This window comes from Cognatishimia sp. F0-27, assembly GCF_020667845.1.
In the GTDB taxonomy this organism is placed as follows: domain Bacteria; phylum Pseudomonadota; class Alphaproteobacteria; order Rhodobacterales; family Rhodobacteraceae; genus JAFMPQ01.
On sequence record NZ_JAFMPQ010000004.1, the window covers coordinates 35,993 to 56,052 of the forward strand.

Annotated in this window: 20 protein-coding genes; 8 read left to right on the top strand and 12 right to left on the bottom strand. The window is 63.6% G+C overall.

Features of this window, described 5'->3' with window-relative positions:
• Positions 1-25 precede the first annotated feature (25 nt).
• Both J1C49_RS03600 and mscL read left to right on the top strand, forming a co-directional pair.
• Entirely contained in the window at positions 26-475 is a 450-nt protein-coding gene (locus J1C49_RS03600) for a YtoQ family protein (protein ID WP_227444436.1), read from the top strand.
• Between the two features lie 202 nt (positions 476-677).
• Complete coding sequence (mscL, locus tag J1C49_RS03605) at positions 678-1,109, top strand: large conductance mechanosensitive channel protein MscL (protein WP_227444437.1); 432 nt, start codon at positions 678-680, stop codon at positions 1,107-1,109.
• A gap of 104 nt (positions 1,110-1,213) precedes the next feature.
• Here mscL and ald read toward each other — a convergent pair whose 3' ends face one another.
• Positions 1,214-2,335, bottom strand: coding sequence for an alanine dehydrogenase (ald, locus tag J1C49_RS03610; RefSeq protein ID WP_227444438.1), 1,122 nt, complete (start codon positions 2,333-2,335; stop codon positions 1,214-1,216).
• A gap of 150 nt (positions 2,336-2,485) precedes the next feature.
• Here ald and J1C49_RS03615 point away from each other — a divergent pair, with 150 nt between their 5' ends.
• The gene (locus tag J1C49_RS03615) at positions 2,486-2,944 is read left to right on the top strand and encodes an Lrp/AsnC family transcriptional regulator (protein ID WP_227444439.1); all 459 of its coding nucleotides are present in this window, start codon (positions 2,486-2,488) and stop codon (positions 2,942-2,944) included.
• 148 nt (positions 2,945-3,092) lie between these two features.
• Complete coding sequence (locus J1C49_RS03620; RefSeq protein ID WP_227444440.1) at positions 3,093-4,673, top strand: GMC family oxidoreductase; 1,581 nt, start codon at positions 3,093-3,095, stop codon at positions 4,671-4,673.
• A gap of 11 nt (positions 4,674-4,684) precedes the next feature.
• On the opposite strand, the gene ccoS is transcribed toward J1C49_RS03620, so the two are convergent.
• The 4 genes from ccoS to ccoG form a co-directional block, all read right to left on the bottom strand.
• On the bottom strand, positions 4,685-4,846 hold the full coding sequence (gene ccoS / locus J1C49_RS03625) for a cbb3-type cytochrome oxidase assembly protein CcoS (protein WP_227444441.1): 162 nt from the start codon (positions 4,844-4,846) through the stop codon (positions 4,685-4,687).
• A gap of 20 nt (positions 4,847-4,866) precedes the next feature.
• Positions 4,867-7,053, bottom strand: coding sequence for a heavy metal translocating P-type ATPase (locus J1C49_RS03630; protein WP_227444442.1), 2,187 nt, complete (start codon positions 7,051-7,053; stop codon positions 4,867-4,869).
• Positions 7,054-7,122: 69 nt separating this feature from the next.
• Positions 7,123-7,602 (bottom strand): FixH family protein, encoded by a 480-nt coding sequence (locus tag J1C49_RS03635; RefSeq protein ID WP_227444443.1) that lies wholly within the window; start codon positions 7,600-7,602, stop codon positions 7,123-7,125.
• A complete protein-coding gene (ccoG, locus tag J1C49_RS03640) occupies positions 7,602-8,933 on the bottom strand; it encodes a cytochrome c oxidase accessory protein CcoG (protein WP_370639367.1) in 1,332 nt (443 codons plus the stop codon). The genes J1C49_RS03635 and ccoG overlap by 1 nt, the downstream gene beginning before the upstream one ends.
• Positions 8,934-9,563: 630 nt before the next feature.
• Here ccoG and J1C49_RS03645 point away from each other — a divergent pair.
• The gene (locus J1C49_RS03645; protein ID WP_227444445.1) at positions 9,564-10,454 is read left to right on the top strand and encodes a sulfotransferase domain-containing protein; all 891 of its coding nucleotides are present in this window, start codon (positions 9,564-9,566) and stop codon (positions 10,452-10,454) included.
• Here J1C49_RS03645 and J1C49_RS03650 read toward each other — a convergent pair.
• Positions 10,451-11,356 carry a LysR family transcriptional regulator gene (locus tag J1C49_RS03650; protein WP_227444446.1) on the bottom strand — a complete coding sequence of 302 codons (906 nt, stop codon included), beginning with the start codon at positions 11,354-11,356 and terminating at the stop codon, positions 10,451-10,453. The genes J1C49_RS03645 and J1C49_RS03650 overlap by 4 nt on opposite strands.
• 237 nt (positions 11,357-11,593) lie before the next feature.
• Between J1C49_RS03650 and J1C49_RS21695 the strand changes: the two genes are divergently transcribed.
• Positions 11,594-11,722 carry a hypothetical protein gene (locus J1C49_RS21695; protein WP_255670579.1) on the top strand — a complete coding sequence of 43 codons (129 nt, stop codon included), beginning with the start codon at positions 11,594-11,596 and terminating at the stop codon, positions 11,720-11,722.
• Between the two features lie 222 nt (positions 11,723-11,944).
• On the opposite strand, the gene ccoP is transcribed toward J1C49_RS21695, so the two are convergent.
• The 4 genes from ccoP to ccoN are packed head-to-tail and all read right to left on the bottom strand — an operon-like array spanning position 11,945 to position 15,411.
• Positions 11,945-12,829: a cytochrome-c oxidase, cbb3-type subunit III gene (ccoP, locus tag J1C49_RS03655; protein ID WP_227444447.1), complete on the bottom strand. Its 885-nt coding sequence runs from the start codon at positions 12,827-12,829 to the stop codon at positions 11,945-11,947.
• Positions 12,826-13,038, bottom strand: coding sequence for a cbb3-type cytochrome c oxidase subunit 3 (locus tag J1C49_RS03660; RefSeq protein WP_227444448.1), 213 nt, complete (start codon positions 13,036-13,038; stop codon positions 12,826-12,828). The genes ccoP and J1C49_RS03660 overlap by 4 nt, the downstream gene beginning before the upstream one ends.
• 15 nt (positions 13,039-13,053) lie before the next feature.
• On the bottom strand, positions 13,054-13,782 hold the full coding sequence (gene ccoO / locus J1C49_RS03665; protein WP_227444449.1) for a cytochrome-c oxidase, cbb3-type subunit II: 729 nt from the start codon (positions 13,780-13,782) through the stop codon (positions 13,054-13,056).
• A gap of 12 nt (positions 13,783-13,794) precedes the next feature.
• The gene (gene ccoN / locus J1C49_RS03670; RefSeq protein ID WP_227444450.1) at positions 13,795-15,411 is read right to left on the bottom strand and encodes a cytochrome-c oxidase, cbb3-type subunit I; all 1,617 of its coding nucleotides are present in this window, start codon (positions 15,409-15,411) and stop codon (positions 13,795-13,797) included.
• A gap of 205 nt (positions 15,412-15,616) precedes the next feature.
• Between ccoN and J1C49_RS03675 the strand changes: the two genes are divergently transcribed.
• Complete coding sequence (locus J1C49_RS03675) at positions 15,617-16,456, top strand: universal stress protein (protein WP_227444451.1); 840 nt, start codon at positions 15,617-15,619, stop codon at positions 16,454-16,456.
• 374 nt (positions 16,457-16,830) lie between these two features.
• Here the strand turns inward: J1C49_RS03675 and J1C49_RS03680 are convergent, their stop codons facing one another.
• Together J1C49_RS03680 and fnrL are read right to left on the bottom strand one after the other, a co-directional pair.
• Entirely contained in the window at positions 16,831-17,739 is a 909-nt protein-coding gene (locus J1C49_RS03680; RefSeq protein WP_227444452.1) for a PhzF family phenazine biosynthesis protein, read from the bottom strand.
• Positions 17,732-18,475, bottom strand: coding sequence for a transcriptional regulator FnrL (gene fnrL / locus J1C49_RS03685; protein ID WP_370639368.1), 744 nt, complete (start codon positions 18,473-18,475; stop codon positions 17,732-17,734). Before fnrL ends, J1C49_RS03680 begins: the two co-directional genes overlap by 8 nt.
• 90 nt (positions 18,476-18,565) lie before the next feature.
• Between fnrL and hemN the strand changes: the two genes are divergently transcribed.
• A complete protein-coding gene (gene hemN / locus J1C49_RS03690; protein ID WP_227444453.1) occupies positions 18,566-19,921 on the top strand; it encodes an oxygen-independent coproporphyrinogen III oxidase in 1,356 nt (451 codons plus the stop codon).
• Positions 19,922-20,060 lie beyond the last annotated feature (139 nt).

Genomic DNA, 20,060 nt, shown 5'->3' on the forward strand with positions numbered 1-20,060 from the left:
GATGTAACGAGAAAAGGGGCGAGACATGGGATTGAACGTTTATCTTTCCGGCGAAATCCACACCGATTGGCGCGAGCGGATCATCGAAGGGGCTCAGGGGCTCGATGTGACTTTCAACGCGCCTGTGACCGACCACGCAGCCTCTGACGATTGCGGCGTTGCAATCCTGGGCGCTGAGGAAAACAAGTTCTGGCACGATCGCAAGGGCGCGTTGATGAACAGCATCCGCACCAGCAAGGGGCTGGCGGATGCGGATGTTGTCGTGGTGCGCTTCGGCGACAAGTACAAGCAATGGAACGCCGCGTTTGACGCGGGCTATGCCGCCGCACTGGGCAAGGCCCTGATCATCCTGCAGCCGCCGGAGCACGACCACGCGCTCAAGGAAGTCAATGCCGCCGCTCAGGCCGTGGCGCGGGAACCCGAAGAGGTGGTGGCCATCCTGCGCTACACATTGACGGGAAGCCTGCCGGACTGATCCGGTCCTTGCGGAGCGGGCGCGCGTCGGGTCTTGCGCGACGCGCCCCGCAATCCTCCTCCCCTTGCCTGTCGTCCTCGGGGGAAATCCGACCAACTCTCCCCTAGGAGATCGGGTTTTTGCGTGTCAAAGCTGTCAGGGCTGCCCGGTTTCTGTGCCGGAGGCAGCCAGAAAAGCCAGCCAGATTTGGGACGCGAAGCATATGATTCAAGAATTCAAGGATTTCATCGCCAAGGGCAATGTCATGGACATGGCCGTCGGTATCATCGTCGGGGCGGCCTTCACGGCGATCGTGACGTCGCTCGTCGGGGACATCATCAATCCGGTGATCGCACTGTTTACCGGGGGGATCGACTTCACCGGATGGTTCTATGAGCTCGATTTTGACCCCGACACATCCTATGCCTCGATCGACGCGGCGACCGAAGCCGGGGTGCCCGTTTTTGCCGTCGGCAATTTCATCATGGCGGTGATCAATTTCCTGATCGTGGCCTGGGTGGTGTTCCTGCTGGTCAAGATGGTTAACCGGATCAAGGAAGCCGCCGAAAAGCCCGATGATGTGGCCCCCGAGGTGGAGACCGGCCCGTCCGAGCTCGATATCCTCATAGAGATCCGCGACCAGCTCAAGCGCTGAGCCCGGACCGGCGCGGCGCGCGCTGCGACTGACACAATCCCACAGACCCGCACCGGCCCCGGTGCGGGTCTCTTTTGTGTCTGGGGCTGCATCTCCGCGCCCGGTCAGGCGGCCTGAAGAAACTCCGCCGGGGCGGTCACGTCGATGCCGAGGGCCGATCCGACAGCTTCATAGGTCAAACGGCCCGCGTGCACGTTGAGACCGGCGAGCATGTGCCGGTCCTCGGCACAGGCGCGGCGCCAGCCCTTGTCGGCAAGCGCGAGCATGTAGGGCATGGTCGCATTGCCGAGGGCAATCGTTGCGGTCCGCGCCACCGCGCCCGGCATGTTCGCGACACAGTAATGCATGATCCCATCCACCTCGTAGATCGGATCGGCATGGGTCGTGGCGCGCGAGGTCTCGAAACATCCGCCCTGATCGATGGCCACATCGACCAGCGCCGCGCCCGGTTTCATACCGCCGAGGTCAGCACGGCTGACCAGCTTGGGAGCGGCGGCACCGGGTACAAGCACGGCACCGATCACCATATCCGCCTGCGCGAGATGCTCCTGCAGCAACCCGCGGCTGGAATAGCCGGTGCGGAAGAGGGAAGAGAACGCGTCGTCCAGGGACCGGAGCCGGGGCAGGGAGCGATCGAGCACGGTGACCTCTGCCCCCATGCCCGCTGCGATCCGCGCCGCATGGGTGCCGACCACCCCGCCCCCGATTACCAGAACGCGGGCCGGTCCGACGCCGGGCACGCCACCCATGAGCACGCCGCGCCCGCCATTGGCCTTTTGCAGCGTCCACGCGCCCATCTGTGGCGCCAGTCGACCGGCCACCTCCGACATCGGTGCGAGCAAGGGCAGGCCGCCGTGATTGTCGGTGACGGTCTCGTAGGCAATGCAGGTTGCGCCGGATGCCATCAGATCGCGGGTCTGATCCGGGTCGGGGGCAAGGTGCAGATAGGTGAACAGGATCTGGTTCTCGCGCAGCCGCGCGCGTTCGACCGGCTGTGGTTCCTTGACCTTTACGATCATCTCCGCGGTCGCAAAGACCTCCTCGGCGCTGTCGACGATGCGGGCGCCGGCGGCGCGATAGGCGTCATCGTCAAAGCCCGCGCCAAGCCCGGCACCGCGCTCCACCACGACCGTATGACCGTGGGCGATGGCCTCCTGCGCGGCATTGGGCGTCAGCCCGACGCGGAATTCCTGAGGTTTGATTTCCTTGGGGCACCCGATCTGCATGGCATCCTCCCTTGCGCCAAATGAGCTTTCCTGATCTCCATGGTGCGGCGGATCGCTTGCAATTTCTTCGCAAAGATGCAGCGTTGTTCGCGATCACAGTCACAGAAAGTTCGATCATCTGCGTTTATTTTGACAGGATCTCTCACCTCCATGAGCCTAGACGACATCGATTTGCGTTTGCTGCGAACCCTGCAACGGCGGGGGCGGATCTCCAATGCTGAACTGTCGGAGGCGGTGCACCTGTCGCCATCCGCCTGCCACCGCCGGGTGGGCCGATTGGAAAAGGAAGGCTATATCCGCGACACGGTGGCCTTGCTCGATGCGCGCAAAATGGGTCTGCCCAGCACCGTGTTTGTGGAAATCACGCTGGCCGCGCAGGCAGACGACGTTCTGGAAGCCTTTGAAAAGGCGGTTGCGCGGGTGCCGCATGTGCTGGAATGTCACCTGATGGCGGGGAGCGCGGATTACATTCTCAAGATCGTGGCCGCAGACACAGAGGATTATGCGCGGATCCACCGCCAGTATCTCACGCGGCTGCCGGGCGTGGCGCAGATGCAATCCGCCTTCGCCCTGCGCACGGTGTTCAAGACTACCGCCCTGCCGGTGTGAGATGTGAGCGCCTCTCCGGCATGCGGCGTGTGGTTGTGTGGCTTTGTATTTGAGTATTTCCGGACAGAAGAAACAGAAGGCCGGCGCATCAGGAGGCCCGCTTGGGGCGGGTTGGACTGACGCCGGGCAGTAAGAGGGGGGCGCGCACATGGAGTGGGATCATATCGTGATTGGAGCGGGCAGCGCTGGCTGCGTTGTCGCACGACGTCTGGCCGATGCAGGGCGGAAGGTCTTGTTGCTCGAGGCAGGGGGCAATGACCGCTATCACTGGGTGCATATCCCGATGGGCTATCTCTATTGCATCGGCAATCCGCGCACCGACTGGATGTTCACCACGGCGGCGGAACCGGGCCTTAACGGGCGGTCGCTGAAATACCCGCGGGGCAAGCTGCTTGGCGGCTGTTCGGCGATCAACGGGATGCTCTACCTGCGCGGGCAGGCGGCGGATTACGATGGCTGGCGGCAGAGAGGGCTGACCGGTTGGGGATGGAACGATGTGTTGCCCTATTTCAAGCGGTCCGAGGATTACGTGGACGGGCCTTCCGAGATGCACGGCGCGGGTGGCCCATGGCGGGTCGAGAACCAGCGGCTGCATTGGGAGGTGCTCGACCATTGGATGGCCGCGGCGGAAGCGGCGGGCTTGCCGCGGAGCGACGATTTCAACACCGGCGACAACGAGGGTGTGGGGTATTTCCGGGTCAACCAGAAACGTGGCTGGCGCATGACCACGGCCAAGGCGTTTCTGCGCGGCGCTCCCCCGGAGCGGCTGCGGGTGGAGACGGGCGCACATGTCACAGGGCTGCTCTTTGACGGGGCGCGGGTCAGCGGTGTCGCCTATGTTCAGAACGGCATCGCCCGAGAGGCCCGCGCGGGAGGGGAGGTCGTGCTGTGTGCCGGGGCGGTCGGCTCACCGCATATCCTGCAGCTTTCGGGCCTGGGGCCCGCGGGCTGGCTGAGCAGCGCGGGGATCACGCCGCGTGCGGATTGTCCCGGGATCGGAGCGAACCTGCAGGATCACCTGCAATTGCGGCTCAGCTGGCGGCTCAAGGGCGCGCGCACGCTGAACACGCTGGCCAACTCGATCTGGGGCAAGGCGCGGATAGCCGCGGAATACGCGCTGTTCCGGTCCGGGCCGATGTCCATGGCCCCCTCGCAGCTTGGTGCCTTTGCCCGCTCGCGGCCTGGGCTTGCCACACCCGATCTGGAATATCACGTGCAGCCGCTGTCGCTCGATGCCTTTGGCCAGCCGCTGCATGATTTTCCCGCGATCACGGCCTCTGTCTGTCACCTGCGGCCCGAAAGCCGGGGTCATGTGCGCGCCACGAGTCCCCGCCATGACGACGCGCCGGAAATCGCGCCGCAGTATCTTTCGACCGAAGGCGACCGGCGTGTGGCGATCGATGCGATCCGGCTGACGCGAAAGATCATGGAACAGGCGCCGCTTGCGCGCTACGCCCCCGAGGAGCGCGCGCCGGGTCGTGCCATGCAGAGCGATGCGGATCTGGCGCGCGCGGCGGGCGACATCGGCACCACGATCTTTCACCCGGTGGGCACGGTGCGCATGGGACCCGAAGCGGCAGCGCCGCTCGATCAGAGCCTGCGGCTCAAGGGGTTCGGAGGGCTGCGGGTTGTGGACGCCTCGGTCATGCCGACGATTACCTCGGGCAACACCAATGCGCCGACCATCATGATCGCCGAAAAAGCGGCCGATCTGATGCTGGACCGCTGACCGGTCGCGGCTCAGTCCTGCTTGGGCCGGTCGTCATAGGTGTCCGACAGGATGCGCTGGGCATCGCCCTCGGGGTCGTCATACTGGTTGGATCGCAGGGTCCAGACAAAGAAGCCAAGCCCCAGCGTGCCGAGGATCAGCGAAATCGGAATGAGATAGGCAAGGATGTTCATGACCGCTCCGGTCTGGTTGCTCAGCGCAGGCGCAGCGCGTTCAACGACACTGTAATCGAACTTGCGGACATGGCCAATGCGGCGATCAGGGGCGAGCAGAGCCCTGCCACCGCAAGCGGCACGGCGATGATGTTATACCATGTGGCAATGGTGAAGTTCTCGCGGATGCGGCGCACGGCCCGGCGGGCCGTCGACACGGCTTCAGGCAGCGGAGCCAGCGAGTTGCCAAGCAACACGATATCGGATGCGACGCGCGCAGCGTCGAGCGCCGAGGCGGGCGAAAGCGAGGCATGCGCGGCAGCAAGCGCGCCGGTATCGTTCAGCCCGTCGCCGACCATCAGAACCCGCGCGCCTTTTGTCCCGAACGCCTGTATCCGCGCGGCCTTGTCGGCGGGCAGCGCGCCGGCCTGCCAATCCTCGATGCCCAGCTCGGCCGCGCATCGGGCCACGGCAGGCGCCGTGTCACCCGAGACCAGCGCCACATGCAATCCCATCTTTTGCAGACCGGCAACGGCCTCCCGCGCGCCGTCGCGCATGGCGTCGTAAAAGGGGATCCGGAGCGGATCGCCGTCACCAATCCGGAGCCACGCTTCGGTGCCATCGCCGGCCTCCGCCCCGACCCAGCCGGCGCGGCCAAGGCGCACGGGGCGGCCTTGCCACGTGGCCTCTGCGCCAAAGCCCGGAAGCTCGCGCCGGTCGTCAAGATCTGCAACCGCCGGGATGCCCATCTCTGCGAGGCGCAGCGCCAGCGCGCGCGACAGCGGATGCGCGGAGCCTTCGGCCAGCGCGCGGGCGATGCCAAGATCGCGGCGCGTGATATGGGACAGGTCCCCCGGGGTCGGATCGCCAGCGGTGAGCGTGCCGGTCTTGTCGAACACCACGGTATCGACCTCGGCCAGACGTTCAAGCGCGGTCGCGTCCTTGATCAGCAGCCCGCGCCGGAACAGCCGCCCCGACGCCGCCGTGGTGACGGCAGGCACGGCCAGCCCAAGCGCACAGGGGCATGTGATGATCAACACCGCCGCGGCGATGTTCAGCGCCACACGCAGATCCCCGGCCCAGAGCAACCAGCCAAGGAAAGCCAGTGCCGACAGGATATGCACGCCGGGCGCATAGAGCTTGGCGGCACGATCCGCCAGCGAGGTGTAATTGGAGCGCCCCGATTCCGCGACGGCCACGAGATCCGCCATGCGCGCCAGGGAACTGTCGCGCCCGACCGCCGTTGCGCGCACGGTCATCGGGCCTGTGAGGTTGACCTCTCCGGCGCTGACCGCCATCCCCGGCGCCGCAGCGACGGGGCGGGTTTCTCCGGTCAGCAGCGAGCGATCCAGTTCGGAATGACCCTCGGTGACGATGCCATCAACGGGAAGCCGTCCACCGGGACGCACCCGGATCAGGTCGCCCGCGGCCAGTTCTGCAACGGGCACCTGCTTTTCGCCGGCATCGCTCACCCGCCACGCACGCGGCACTTCGAGCGCGGCAAGCTCTTCGGCGGCGGAGCGCGCGACGGAACGGGTCCGGTGATCGAGGTAGCGCCCCGTCAAAAGAAAGAAGGTCAGCGTGATCGCGGCATCGAAATAGGCGTGTTCACCCGACAGGGCGGTTTCCCAAAGCGATGTGCCGATCGCCAGAAGGATCGCCAGAGAGATCGGCACATCCATGTTGAGCGACCCGACACGCAAGGCGCGCCATGCGTTGCGGAAAAACGGCAGGGCGGCAAAACCCGTGGCCGGGATCACGATCGCCGCCGAAATCCAGTGGAACAAATCGCGCGTCGCGCCCTCCGCCCCTGACCAGACCGCAACCGAAAGCAGCATCACGTTCATCGCGGCAAAACCCGCCACAGCCAGCCGCATGAGCAGGTCACGCCCGGCCTGATCCGTCGTTGTGGCCGACAGGGCGGTGGCGTCGAGCTCATGCGCTTCGAACCCGGCATCCGTGATCCGGCTGATCATCTCGGCGGGGTCGGTCTCAGGGGCGGCGTCGATGGCGACGCGCTTGGCGGTGAGATTGACGCGCGCGCTCTGAACCCTTGGATCGGCGTTCAGCGCCGCCTCGACCTTGGAGAGACAGGCCGCGCAATGAATCGTCGGCAGCGACAGCATGATATGCGCATCCTTCGGCGCTGCCTCGGCCTCTGCGAGCGCTTCGGCGGCGGGGGCGGCAACACAGGCCGGACAGGCCGAAAGGGATGAGGTGGCAGTCATGGAAAAGCTCTGTCTCTAACCGTTCAAAGGGGCAGGGGATTGCATTGGCACACAGGCATCGCAAGGCGCTCAGCTTTTGACGTGGAACACGACACGCTGCTCGAAGGGGGTGCCATCCAGCGCGGTGGCCTTCATCCGGATGTTCCAGTTGCCGGGCGCGAGGCTTTCACGCGCCACATAGGCGCGGCCGTCAAAATCGAAATCGGGCGCCCGGTCATCCTTCACATGGGTGGGTCTGCCCAACACGGCGTCCAGCGTGCCGGCCTGCACCGCGCGCCCCTCCGCGTCGCGGATCTCAAGGATCAGAAGACCCCCGCTATGCCGGGCATCCACGGTCCAGCCAAGGCTTTCCTGAGCGATCCGCCGGTCTTCGAAAGTCTGGCTTGCCACGTAGGAGTTCTTCACTTCGAGGCCGGGGAAGGTTTTCACCGCGTTGTAGGCCAGCGCGAGATTGACGGAAATGATCACGGCGAAGGCACCGCCGAAGATCGCAAGCGCGTGCCAGCCGGTGAGACGGAAGCCGGAATCGGGTTTCGGAGTATGGGACATTACTGGGTTCTCCCGTTGAAGATCGTGTCGTTATAGGCGCGGTCGCCATTGGTGAGGTCCTCGACCCAGAACCGGAATTCGGTCCGTTCGGACTCCGCCGCATCCGAACTCGGCGGAGCGATGACATAGACGCGCTGCAAATGGGTCGAGCTGGAGGGCACATCGACGGCTTCGTAAGGCGTGCCTTCCAGTTGCACGCGCAGGTCGTTTGGTCCCGTCAGCGTGATCCGGAAGGGGCGTTGTTCGCCATGTTTGTTGAGCAGTCGCACATCATAGGTGTTGCGGATCGACCCGTCGGCGAGGGTCACGAAGGTCGGGTTGCGGACCGGAGCCACGGTCATTTCGATCTCCGGACGGATGAAAAGCGCAAAGACCAGCCCAACCCCGACCAGCGACCACAAGGTGGTATACAGGATCACACGCGGTCTGAAGACATGCGCCCAGACGGAACGCGGTTTCTGTCCGGCGCGTTCGCGTGGTTCGTCGCTCAGGGCGAGGTAATCCACCAGCCCACGCGGCTTGCCGATCTTTTCCATGATGTCGTCACAGGCATCGATGCACAGCCCGCAGGTGATGCAGGCCATTTGCTGCCCGTCACGGATATCGATCCCCATGGGGCAGACATTCACGCAGGCCATGCAATCGATGCAATCGCCGAGGTTTTCAGCACCGTCCCCCTTGCGATGCTTGCCACGCGGTTCCCCGCGCCACTCGCGATAACCGATGGTCAGCGTGTCCTCGTCCATCATCGCCGCCTGAATGCGCGGCCAGGGACAGGCATAGATGCAGATCTGTTCGCGGGCAAAGCCACCAAAAACAAAGGTCGTCGCCGTCAGGATCAACATGGTGGTGTAGGCCACCGGGTGCGCTTGACCGGTCACCAGATCGACCGCAAGCGTCGGCGCATCGGTGAAATAGAACACCCAGGCCCCGCCTGTTGCCAAAGCGATCAGGAACCACACCACCCATTTGGTCAGCCGCAGGCGCATCTTGCGCATATCCATCTTCTTCTGGCGGTGCAGACGCAAACGCGCGTTGCGATCCCCCTCGATCCAGCGCTCCACAAGGATAAAGAGGTCCGTCCACACGGTCTGCGGACAGGTATACCCGCACCAGACACGCCCCAGCGCGGAGGTGAACAGAAACAGCCCCAGACCGGCCATGATGAGCAGACCGGCGACGAAATAGAACTCATGCGGCCAGATCTCGATCCAGAAGAAGAAGAACCGCCGGTTCGCAAGATCCACCAGCACCGCCTGATCGGGCAATTCCGGCCCGCGATCCCAGCGCAGCCACGGCATGACGTAATAGATCCCCAGGGTGATGATCATGATGATCCACTTCAGGGACCGAAAGGGACCTTTGACGCGCCGGGGAAAGATCGGTTCGCGCGCGGCGTAAAGGGACGGGGCGGGATTGGGTTGGTCGGACAAGACGGACTCGCTCTGCGCAATAGGTGTCTGGTTTTCCCCTTTTCGCGGATCGTCGCGCGCCAGACTTTGACTTCGATCAAAAAAGGCAAGTCTGTGAGAAAGGTTTTCGAAAGACCGCACCGATGCCGGGCCCGGATGCCCGGGAGATGACCGCGCGAGGGGCACGGAGCCCCGGTCCGTCATCTGCGATGCGCATTGAAAGAATCCTGTATGTCGCGCCATTTGCCGCTAGGCTGATACCGACACCACGCAAGATGCGGCTCGTATGACAGGGGCGACACACCGCACGGGGGCACCACGCAGGACGGGCGCGGCACGCAGCACGAGGGCGGCACGCAGCACGAGGGCGGCACGCAGGACGAGGCATCATGCAGCACGGGAGCACGACTCAAGACGGGTCACCATGTATCCGTCCATGCACGCTGTGCGATCAACATCAGGCGGCAAGCACCCGGCAGCCGGGACCGGGAAACGGACGCCACCCAACCGCCACCACAGTCCGGGCACTGAACACGATAGGAACGCGCCATGGCAGTCGAGACAGAGAAACTCCGGGACTATCGCGGCATCGTGACGGACACGACCGCCTGGGATGGGCTGGATCTCCGCCCCGACGACGTGTTTGTCGTCACCCCGCCCAAATGCGGCACGACCTGGATGCTCAACATCGTCATGATGCTGATCCACGGCCTTCCGGTTCCCGACGCGGGCGGCTCGCAGCATGCGCCCTGGATCGACGCCTCCTTTCGCGACAGCGCCGAGATCATCGCTTTTCTCGACGGTCTGGACCGTCGCCGCTGCATCAAGAGCCATACCCCGCTGGACGGCGTCAAATACGGCCCTGAGCCAAGCTATATCGTGGTTTACCGTCACCCCGTCGACATGCATTTCTCGCTCCGCGCCCATGCCGCGAATATGAAACACGATTGGCTCGACTACATGTTCGAGGGCGACGACCGGGCCGGGTTCGCGCGATTCCTGACCGCACCGCTCACCGACATGGGGACCGACGACCTGAGCCTTCTGTCCCTGCACCAGCACTATACCGAATCGAAAAAACGCGTCGGCAACGGCAATGTGCATTTCTTTCACTACGCCGATCTCACGCGCGCACCCCGCGCCGAAATCGCGCGGCTCACCGATCTTCTGGGCATCACGCTCGCGCCCGGGATGCTCGACGCAATTACCCAAGCCACCAGCTTCAAGGCGATGCGCGCGGCCACCGAACGCTCTGAGCGGCGGTTCCACAAGGAAACGCCGTTTCACGATCTGGCCGATTTCTACCATTCCGGCAGCTCCGGCAAATGGGAGGGGCGGCTCACCGCCGATGACATGGAAGCCTATGAGGCCCGCATGGCCGCGCTTTTTGCGCCCGAGGATGTGCAGTGGCTCAACTGGGGCACGGGCATCGCGGACTAGGGGCCGGTCTCCGGGGACCGGCGCGGGCCATCCGCCCGGGCAGAGCGGCGCAGCCAGCGGATGAAGGCGCGCAGGGGCGGGCGCTGGAATCCGGGCGCGGTCACGATGTGATAATGCTCGTCGCGCATGCCCTGAAACAGCACCAGCAAACGCCCCGCCTCGATATCGTCGGCCACCGCAAGCCGCGTTGTCATGGCCAGCCCCTGACCGCGCAACGCCCCGTCGATCATCAGGTTGCCCGGCACGCGCGTCAGCCCTGCCTTGGGAAGGCCCGTCACACCGATCTGTTCGCGCCAATAGCGCGCCTCGTTGTTGCCGATTTCCTGAAGCCACGGGTAGTCGATCAGAGCATCGCGGCTTTGTGGCGGGCCGTCGGGAAAGAGGGAGGGCACGCCAACCACAACAATCGGCGCGGAGACCAGCGGCTCGTTCTCAAGTCCCGGCCATGGCCCCGCGCCATAGCGCAGCGCCACGTCCACCCCGCCGGGGGCCGGGTCGATGCGCTCCGGGCTTGGATTGAGCAACACTTCGATCTCTGGTTCGACCGACCGGAAATCCGCCAACCGTGGCATCAGCCACGCGCTGGCAAAACTGGGTGTGCAGGTGATGTGCAGCGCCCGGGTCGCATCCGCGCCGGTCAGCGCATCGGTGACCTGTGCAATGCGCTCAAAGCTCTCGCCGAGCACCTGCGCCAATTGCATCCCTTCCACCGTCAACGCCATCTGACGACCAGACCGGTCGAGGAGCGGAACGCCAAGATGCGCCTCGAGCTTGCGCAACTGTTGGCTGATGGCCGCATGACTGACATTGAGCGCCGCCCCCGCCGCGACAAGCGAGCCTGTCTCGGCAAAGGCCGAAAAGGCGCGCAACGCAGAGAGCGGCGGGAGCGAGGGCACGGACATATGAAAGCCTGACTTACATGACGGAATAATTGCTGAGTCGCATGAGGCGGGCGTTTGGGTCAAGCATGATGAAACAACGCCATCGCAAGGAGAGCTCAGAGATGCTGGGAATATATGCCAAATCTTTCATGATCGCGAGCCGGAATCCCATGTTGCCTGCCGCGCGCGAGGACGCCAAACCCGAAAAGGCGTCGGGCTTGTCCCACGCGGCACCGTCCGACCGGAAAGGGACGCGCCATGATTGACCCGATCCTGTTCCAACCCCATGTCGCGCAGCGCCGCGCCTGCCCGGCGGGACGGGAGACCCGCCTGCCGCGACGCGGGAAACGCTGGATCGCACCCGCGCGGATGTTCCGCGCGCGCTGACCAGCATTTGCGCCGGCGGGCCGCTCGTGCCCTCCGGCAGGCCGGTTGCACCTGCGCCTCAAAAGGGCAGGGGACACGGGGAACACGGCAGTGTCCGGAACCCCGGCGCAAACCTTCCCCACCTCTGCAGATCCCGCCGCCACTTCGCCGCGTGATACGAAAAAGGCCCCCGGAAACCGGGGGCCTTCTGTCTTGATGTGGTCACAAAGGGACGCGGGTGGTCTACTGTTCGGAGGCCTCGCCGCCGCCAAGCCCGTGGACATAGGTGGACACCGCGCGGATCTCCGCTTCGGTCAGCCGCTCCGTCCAGGGCGGCATCACGCCATAGCGCGAATAGGTCACCGTCTCGACGAGGGAGTCGTAGTCGCCGCCATAGAGCCAGATGGCGTCCGTCAGGTTCGGCGCGCCCTGCCAACGGTCGCCTTTGCCGTCCTCACCATGACAGCCGGTGCAGTTGATCTCGAACACTTCCGCACCCAGATCGAGCACCGAGCTGTCGCGCGGCTCGCCGGAATAGGCCATGACATAGTTCACAACGGCGTCGAGCTCCTCGTCCGTGATCAACTCGTCGCGCCCGAAGGCGGGCATCTCGGAGTAGCGGGCGTCAGGGTCGTCCTCGTTGCGGATGCCGTGGCTCACGGTGTAGTGGATGTCCTCGATCGTCCCACCCCAGAGCCATGCGTCATCGAGCAGGTTGGGATAGCCTTCGGCACCCGCTGCCCCCGATCCGTGACACTGGGCACACCACGTGCGGTAAACCGCGGCACCTGCATTGTTGGCGTAGCCAAGCAGCTCCGGGTCTTCCGAGATTGCCGCAAGCTCCACCGAGGCCAGCTGTGCGTTGATCTCGGCATTGCCTGCTTCGACCTCCGCAATCGCTTCGGCCACTTCGGCGCGAGTGGAGTATCCCAGAACACCGGCGGTCGCCTGATTCACCAAGGGCCAGGCCGGGTAGGCAATGGTGTAGAGCACGCCCCATACGATCGTGGCGTAGAAGGTCCACAGCCACCAGCGCGGCAAGGGTTTGTTATACTCCTTGATGCCGTCCCATTCGTGACCTGTGGTTTCATAGTCCAGATCGTCGTCATGCTTGTTCTTGTCGCTCATTGTCCCTCGCCTCCTTGAACTGCGGCGGGATGCTCCCCCGCAAGGGGAGCGGGTCTGTCGTCATGACGCAGCGGGATGTTCGCGGCGTCGTCATGCCAGGCGCGGCTGCCGGGGCGGAAGGCCCAGAAGATGATCCCCACAAAGGTCAGGAACATCACCAGAAGGCCCCAGCTGTCGGCGAGCTGACGGAGAAAGGTGTATTCTTCCATGTCTGTCAGCTACTCTTAACGGTTTGCGTCTGGCGTGAAGGTCGAGAAATCGACCAGCGTGCCAAGCATCTGAAGATAGGCAATCAGCGCGTCCGCCTCCGAAACGCCGGGCTGGCCGTCGAAGTTGCGCACGTTGACCGCGTCGCCGTAGCGCTCCAGCAGACCGTCAAAGTCGCTGTCGGGATCGGCTTGCGCCCGGAAATCCGCCTGTGCCGCGTCGATCATCTCCTCGGTGTAGGGCACGCCGACGATGCTGTTCGTGTACAGCAGATCGCCGATATACTCGCCATCGAGAAGCGTCCGTTCGAGATAGGCGTATTTCGGCATCACCGATTCCGGCACGACGGATTGCGGGTCGCGCAGGTGGTCCACGTGCCAGTCATCCGAGTAGCGACCGCCGACGCGGGCCAGATCCGGCCCGGTCCGCTTCGACCCCCACTGGAAGGGGTGGTCGTATTTGCTCTCCGCGGCGAGGCTGTAATGGCCGTAGCGCTCCACTTCGTCGCGCATCGGGCGGATCATCTGGCTGTGGCAGACATAGCAGCCTTCGCGCAGATACACCTCTCGGCCCGCCAGTTCGAGCGGCGTGTACGGGCGCATGCCCTCCACGTCTTCGATGACGTTGTCGAGATAGAAAAGCGGCACGATCTGCACCAGCCCCCCGATGGTCACGACAAGGAAAGAGAAGACCGCCAGAAGCGTGATGTTCTTCTCAAGGATCTTGTGTCTATCAAGAATACCCATGATCCGGTCTCCTTATTCGGCCGGGGTGGCGTGAGCGTTGGCGACGCTGGTTTCGACAGCGGGCGAACGTTTCACGGTCATCCAGAGGTTGTAGCACATGATGATCGCACCGGTGAGGTAGAGCACCCCGCCCAGACCACGGACCACATACATCGGGAACTTCGCGGCGACGGTGTCGGCAAAGCTGTTCACGAGGAAGCCATTGGCATCCACTTCGCGCCACATCAGGCCTTCCATGATGCCCGTGACCCACATGGCGGCGGCGTAAAGCACGATGCCGATTGTGGCGAGCCAGAAGTGCCAGGACACGAGGCTGAGCGAGTAGAGCCGCTCGCGGTTCCAGAGCTTCGGCACGAGGAAGTAGAGCGCGCCAAAGGTGATCATGCCGTTCCAGCCAAGCGCGCCGGAGTGGACGTGACCAATGGTCCAGTCGGTGTAGTGCGACAGCGCGTTGACGGCGCGGATCGACATCATCGGGCCTTCGAAGGTGGACATGCCGTAGAAGCCGAGCGAGATCACCATCATGCGGATCACCGGATCGGTGCGCAGCTTGTCCCATGCGCCCGAAAGCGTCATCAGGCCGTTGATCATGCCACCCCAGGAGGGCATCCAGAGGATGATCGAGAACACCATGCCAAGCGTCGAGGCCCAGTCAGGCAGCGCGGTGTAGTGCAGGTGGTGCGGACCGGCCCAGATATACAGGAAGATCAGCGCCCAGAAGTGGATGATCGACAGCTTGTAGCTGAAGACGGGGCGTTCGGCCTGCTTGGGGATGAAGTAATACATCATGCCGAGGAACCCGGCAGTCAGGAAGAAGCCCACGGCGTTGTGGCCATACCACCACTGCACCATCGCCGATTGCACGCCCGAGAACACCTCGACCGATTTGGAGCCCCAGATGGAGACCGGGATCGCGAGGTTGTTGAAGACATGCAGCATCGCAACCGTGACGATGAAGCTCAGGAAGAACCAGTTGGCCACGTAGATATGCGGCTCGCGGCGCTTGACGATCGTCCCGACGAACACCGCGAGATAGACCAGCCAGACTACGGTCAGCCACAGGTCGATATACCATTCCGGTTCGGCGTATTCCTTGCCATGCGTCGCGCCGAGCAGGTAGCCCGTTGCCGCGAGAACAATGAACAGATTGTATCCCCAGAACACGAACCACGCGGCGTTGCCGCCCCAGAGTCGTGCGGCGGAGGTGCGCTGAACCACGTAGAACGATGTTGCGATCAGGGCGTTGCCCCCGAAGGCGAAGATCACCGCCGATGTGTGCAGCGGACGCAGCCGTCCGAAATTGAGATAGCCCTGCGCCCAATCGAAATTGAGCACGGGAAAGGCCAGCTGGAAGGCGATGAACGTGCCGGCCAGAAAGCCGACCACGCCCCAGAAGGCGGTTGCGATGACGCCGTAGCGAATGACGCCATCCATGTATTCGTTTTGTAACCCGGCTGTGCTTGCGACCGGTTCATCAATGCGGCGGAGGACCCACAGGAACATCCCTGCTGCCACCAACATGATCAGGATCGCATGCACCATATAAGCCAGATCGCGCGCGTAGTTGGCCGCAATCATCGCAAAGAGCGCGATCAGACCAAGCGCGATGAGCTTGATGTAATTCAACATTATTCGTCCCTTCGTCGGTCCCGCACGAATCCCAGGACAGAATCCGGGCGGGCAGTTTTGTGACTGGCCCTTTTTGCGGACTTGGACAAAAAGAGGCTTTGATCTGCATCAATAGATTGCGCCGCAGCCTTTGACTCCGCTCAAGGCATGCCGGTTGAATCCAAGGTCCTATGGAGACATGACTGGCAAAGGGGGAGAAGGACCGATGTCTTACAAAACGATTTTCACCGCTGTGAGCGATACCGAGCTTCTCGGGCCGGTGCTGGACAAGGCGGTCACTCTGACGCAGGGCTTCGAGGCCCATCTCGATGTGCTGGCCGTGGGTGTCGACCGGACCCAGACGGGGTATTACTATGCCGGCGCCAATGCGATGGTGCTTCAGGAAAGCCTCAATCGCGCCAGCGACGATGCCAAGGCGCTTTCCGCAGCGGCGCGCAAACAGCTCGAAAAAACGGACTGCCGCTGGGCCATCGAGGACAGTGTCGCCCAGATCGCCGATGTGGGGCGGCATGTTGCCGCGCGGGCGCGGTATTCCGATCTCGTCGTGCTTCCACGGCCTTATGGCAAGGGGCGCGGCATCGAGATGGAGCCCATCATCGAAGGCGCGATGTTCGAAGGACAGACACCCGTGCTCGTGCTGCCGGACGAAGGAACTGTGACTGTGCCGCCGCGCCGCATCCTGATGGCCTGGAATGAAAGCCCTGAGGCGTTGCGCGCGATGCGGGCTGCGATCCCGCTGATGCAGGAGGCAGACGTGGTGCATGTGGTGGTCATCGACCCGCCGTCCCACGGTGCGGATCGCTCCGATCCCGGCGGGCGGGTCGCGCAATACCTGTCGCGCCATGGTATGCGGGTCGAGATTGACGTGCTGTCGAAATCGCTGCCGCGCGTCTCGGATGTCCTGTCGCGGCACGTGGTCGATATGGATGCGGACATGATCGTGATGGGGGCCTATGGGCATTCGCGGTTCCGCGAGGCGATCCTCGGCGGCGCGACACGCAACATGCTCGAAAAGGCAAGCGTCCCGGTCTTTATGGCCCATTAGACCGACAACCGCCCGCGCGCGACACGCGCTGGTGTCAGTCAGGGTCTGATGTTGGCGGAGCGTTCCGGCGCTCCGCTTTCACGGCTCCAAGGTATGCATGGTGTGTGACAGGCTGCGCAGGCGCCCGCGCGCGACACGGGCTGGCGTCAGGCGGGGTCTGATGTTGGTGGAGCGTTCCGGCGCTCCGCTTTCACGGCCCCAAGGCATGCATGGTGTGTGACAGGCTACGCAGGCAACTGCGCGCCAGAATGCGTGGCAAGGGCGCATATTGCTGTATTCCAGCATGCGCGGCTGCGCAGGCACCTGCGCGCGCGTTTGCGTGTCATTTGGCTGTCGGAAAGCGTGATCGGACAAACACGGCGCATCCATGCGCCTCAACCGGCGGGCACCATCACCCGACCATGAGACACGGGCACTGCGCTACCCGAGACAAAGATCGCCTCGATCTCATTGTGAGTCACGTCAACGCGCAGACCAATGCGGCTGGGCCTGCCCATCTCGTGCCCCTGATGGATGGTCAGCCGGCTTTCCCCATCGGGCCAACCAACGGTCTTTGCATATTGCGCGGCAAAAATCGCCGCCGCCGAGCCCGTGGCCGGGTCTTCGGGAATGCCCGCATTCGGCGAGAACATGCGCGCCTGCACCGTGCCATCGGATCGGGTCGCATAGAGCCAGGCGCTGTCGACCTGCGCCCCGGCGAGCATCTGGCCCCAGGCGGGCTCAAGCGGTCGCGCCCGCGCCAACGCATCCAGCGACGCCAAGGGCAAGTAGAGAAACGCAGGGCCGCCTTCAAAGACATGCGGCGCGTCAGCGCTGAAATCCGAGTCGCTCAAGTCGAGCGCGTCGGCGGCCAATCCACGGTCGGGCGGCATCGCGCCCGTGACGGAGACGGGCAAGACCGGGGCGCGAAACTCCGCGGTGATGCGCCCGTCGCGCCGTGTGACCGTCACCGGCACGTCTCCGGCCTCTTCTTCAAGCGTGATGACCTGATCGAAATCTGCCTGCCCCGGTGTGGCGGCAAGCGCCAGATGAATCGCGCAACCGATGGTCGGATGTCCGGCAAAGGGGATCTCTGCGGTTGGGAAAAAGATGCGCACCCGCGCGCTGTGCGCCGGATTGCGCGGCGGCATGACAAAGATCGTTTCGGAAAGATTGAACTCCCGCGCAATGATCTGCATCTGGTCCGCGCTCAGATCGCCCGCATCCTCGACGACCGCCAGGGGATTGCCGGCAAAGCGCTGCTCCGTGAAGACATCGAGCGTCGCAAACGGTTTGTCAGGCAAGCAGACCCCCATCGGAATCATCGCCCGCTTCTTCCATCAACCGAGCCATGTCCGGCACGATCACGTGGCGCTTGCCTTCCAGAACGATCACCCCGTCCTTCTTGAGCGCCGAAATCTGCCGGCTGACGGTTTCCAGCGTCAGACCAAGATAATCGGCCATGGCCTCGCGGGTCAGCGGCAGATCGAAGGTCAGTCCCCCGTCCGACGAGTTGAAGTTCAGCGACGCATCGCGCCGCGCGATGATGGACAGAAGCGAGGCAATCTTTTCGCGCGCGGTTTTGCGACCAAGCACCAGCATCCATTCGCGGGCCGCATCAAGCTCGTCGAGCGTCATCTGGAGCAACCGCTGCGCGATGGCCGGCGTGGTCTCCATCATGCGCTCGAACGGCTTCTTGCGGAAGCAGCACATCACGAGGTCCGTGGTGGCCACGACGTCATAGGCGGAGCCCTCGCGGCCCGGCCGTCCGACAAAATCCGACGGCAGCAACAAGCCAACCATCTGCGTGCGCCCGTCTTCCATGGTTTGCGTCAGGGTCGCGATTCCAGAGACGACGGACCCGACAAAATCCATCTTGTCACCGGACCAGATGACATGCGACCCGGCTTCGAAGCGCCTGTAATACTTGATTTCCTCGAGCAGTTGCAACTCATCGGCCTCGCAACGCGCGCAAACCGCGCGATGGCGAATAGGGCAGTCGTCACAGTCCTGATGGACAGTCATCGAGCCGAGGTTCATCATAATCGCTGCTTCCCAAAAAAAACCGGCGGCTGGTCTGCTTGATCTGCGTCAAGGCGAGGTCCGGATCTACTCCGTAACCCTAAGCCCATGACAACACGAACTCAACTCACACGGCTAGGCCTTTTCGACGCAAAGGTGCCCCGCTACACCTCCTACCCGACGGCACCGCAATTCGGCTCCGATGTTGGGCCGGACGATTTCGCCGGGTGGATTGAGGCTTTGCCTGACACTGCCCAAATATCGCTTTATCTGCATATCCCGTTCTGTAGGCGGCTTTGTTGGTTCTGCGCATGCCGGACCCAAGGCACGGCGACAGCCGCACCGGTTGCGGGCTACGTGGAAAACCTCAAGCAGGAATTGGCGATCCTGAAACGTCACCTGCCCCCGCGCGTCACACTGTCGCGACTGCATTGGGGAGGGGGCACGCCGACACTTTTGGCGCCTGACATGATACGCGATCTGGCGGGGGCGATTCGCGGGACGGTTGATTTCGCGCCGGGTGCCGAGTTCTCGGTCGAGATCGATCCCAACGAAGTTGACGGGCCACGGCTCGACGCGCTGGCCGAAAGCGGGATGAACCGCGCGTCAATCGGCGTGCAGGATTTTGATCCGAAGATCCAGGAAACGATCGGACGTCCGCAAGGCTTCGATCTGACCAAGCAAACGGTGGAAATGATCCGCGAACGCGGCGTCGAAAGCCTCAACGCCGACATCTTGTTCGGTCTGCCGTATCAGACAAGGGAGCGGATCACGAACACCGTCCAGAAGCTGCTGAGCTTTGCCCCGGATCGCGTCGCGCTTTATGGCTACGCGCATGTGCCATGGATGGCCAAGCGCCAGCAGATGATCCCCTCTGACGCTTTGCCGACCCCTGCGGAACGGCTTAAACTGTTCGAGACGGCGCGCAAGCTGTTCAAATGGGACGGGTATGACGAAATCGGGATCGATCATTTTGCCCAACCACATGACGGTCTTGCCGTGGCGGCGCGCACCGGTCGCTTGCGGCGCAATTTCCAGGGCTACACGGACGACACCGCTGTCGCTCTGGTGGGACTTGGGGCATCGTCCATCTCGAAATTCCCGCAAGGCTTTGCCCAGAACGCGCCCGCGACGTCGCGCTACGTTCAGGCCGTGCGCGATGACGGTTTCGCCACCAGCCGCGGTCACGTGTTTTCCGGTGAGGACGACATGCGCGCGCGCCTGATCGAGGCGATCATGTGCGACTTCGCGATCCAGTCAGAAGAGATCTGCACCACCTATGGCGTGCCGCGTGAGCGGCTCGACACGTGGTTCAAGGAGATCAATGCCCGGTTCGAAGGTTTGCTGGACGTGACGGAATACGGGCTTTTTGTCCCGCAGGCCGCCCGCCCGCTGACGCGTATGATCGCGCGCGAATTCGATGCCTATGCCCTGTCAAAAGCCGGTCATTCAAGCGCTATATGATCCGCCAGTCGGCACAGTTTCGAGGTTTGATGATGCTGGACCGCGCAGAAATGCGCGGTCTTTGTCTTCGGCGGGGCACTGGTCCGGCTCGAACCCCTCCGCGTGATTTCCGGTGCAAGGCGCGCGAGGCTCTGTCCTC

Coding starts and splice junctions, on each gene's coding strand:
- J1C49_RS03600 (WP_227444436.1), top strand. CDS start 26: ATGGGATTGAACGTTTATCTTTCCGGCGAAATCCACACCGATTGGCGC.
- J1C49_RS03615 (WP_227444439.1), top strand. CDS start 2,486: ATGAGCCTAGACGACATCGATTTGCGTTTGCTGCGAACCCTGCAACGG.
- J1C49_RS21695 (WP_255670579.1), top strand. CDS start 11,594: ATGATTGACCCGATCCTGTTCCAACCCCATGTCGCGCAGCGCCGCGCC.
- J1C49_RS03620 (WP_227444440.1), top strand. CDS start 3,093: ATGGAGTGGGATCATATCGTGATTGGAGCGGGCAGCGCTGGCTGCGTT.
- mscL (WP_227444437.1), top strand. CDS start 678: ATGATTCAAGAATTCAAGGATTTCATCGCCAAGGGCAATGTCATGGAC.
- ccoO (WP_227444449.1), bottom strand. CDS start 13,782: ATGGGTATTCTTGATAGACACAAGATCCTTGAGAAGAACATCACGCTT.
- ald (WP_227444438.1), bottom strand. CDS start 2,335: ATGCAGATCGGGTGCCCCAAGGAAATCAAACCTCAGGAATTCCGCGTC.
- ccoN (WP_227444450.1), bottom strand. CDS start 15,411: ATGTTGAATTACATCAAGCTCATCGCGCTTGGTCTGATCGCGCTCTTT.
- ccoP (WP_227444447.1), bottom strand. CDS start 12,829: ATGAGCGACAAGAACAAGCATGACGACGATCTGGACTATGAAACCACA.
- J1C49_RS03650 (WP_227444446.1), bottom strand. CDS start 11,356: ATGTCCGTGCCCTCGCTCCCGCCGCTCTCTGCGTTGCGCGCCTTTTCG.
- ccoS (WP_227444441.1), bottom strand. CDS start 4,846: ATGAACATCCTTGCCTATCTCATTCCGATTTCGCTGATCCTCGGCACG.
- J1C49_RS03635 (WP_227444443.1), bottom strand. CDS start 7,602: ATGTCCCATACTCCGAAACCCGATTCCGGCTTCCGTCTCACCGGCTGG.
- fnrL (WP_370639368.1), bottom strand. CDS start 18,475: ATGAACCTCGGCTCGATGACTGTCCATCAGGACTGTGACGACTGCCCT.
- J1C49_RS03660 (WP_227444448.1), bottom strand. CDS start 13,038: ATGGAAGAATACACCTTTCTCCGTCAGCTCGCCGACAGCTGGGGCCTT.
- ccoG (WP_370639367.1), bottom strand. CDS start 8,933: ATGATCATCACCCTGGGGATCTATTACGTCATGCCGTGGCTGCGCTGG.
- J1C49_RS03645 (WP_227444445.1), top strand. CDS start 9,564: ATGGCAGTCGAGACAGAGAAACTCCGGGACTATCGCGGCATCGTGACG.
- hemN (WP_227444453.1), top strand. CDS start 18,566: ATGACAACACGAACTCAACTCACACGGCTAGGCCTTTTCGACGCAAAG.
- J1C49_RS03675 (WP_227444451.1), top strand. CDS start 15,617: ATGTCTTACAAAACGATTTTCACCGCTGTGAGCGATACCGAGCTTCTC.
- J1C49_RS03630 (WP_227444442.1), bottom strand. CDS start 7,053: ATGACTGCCACCTCATCCCTTTCGGCCTGTCCGGCCTGTGTTGCCGCC.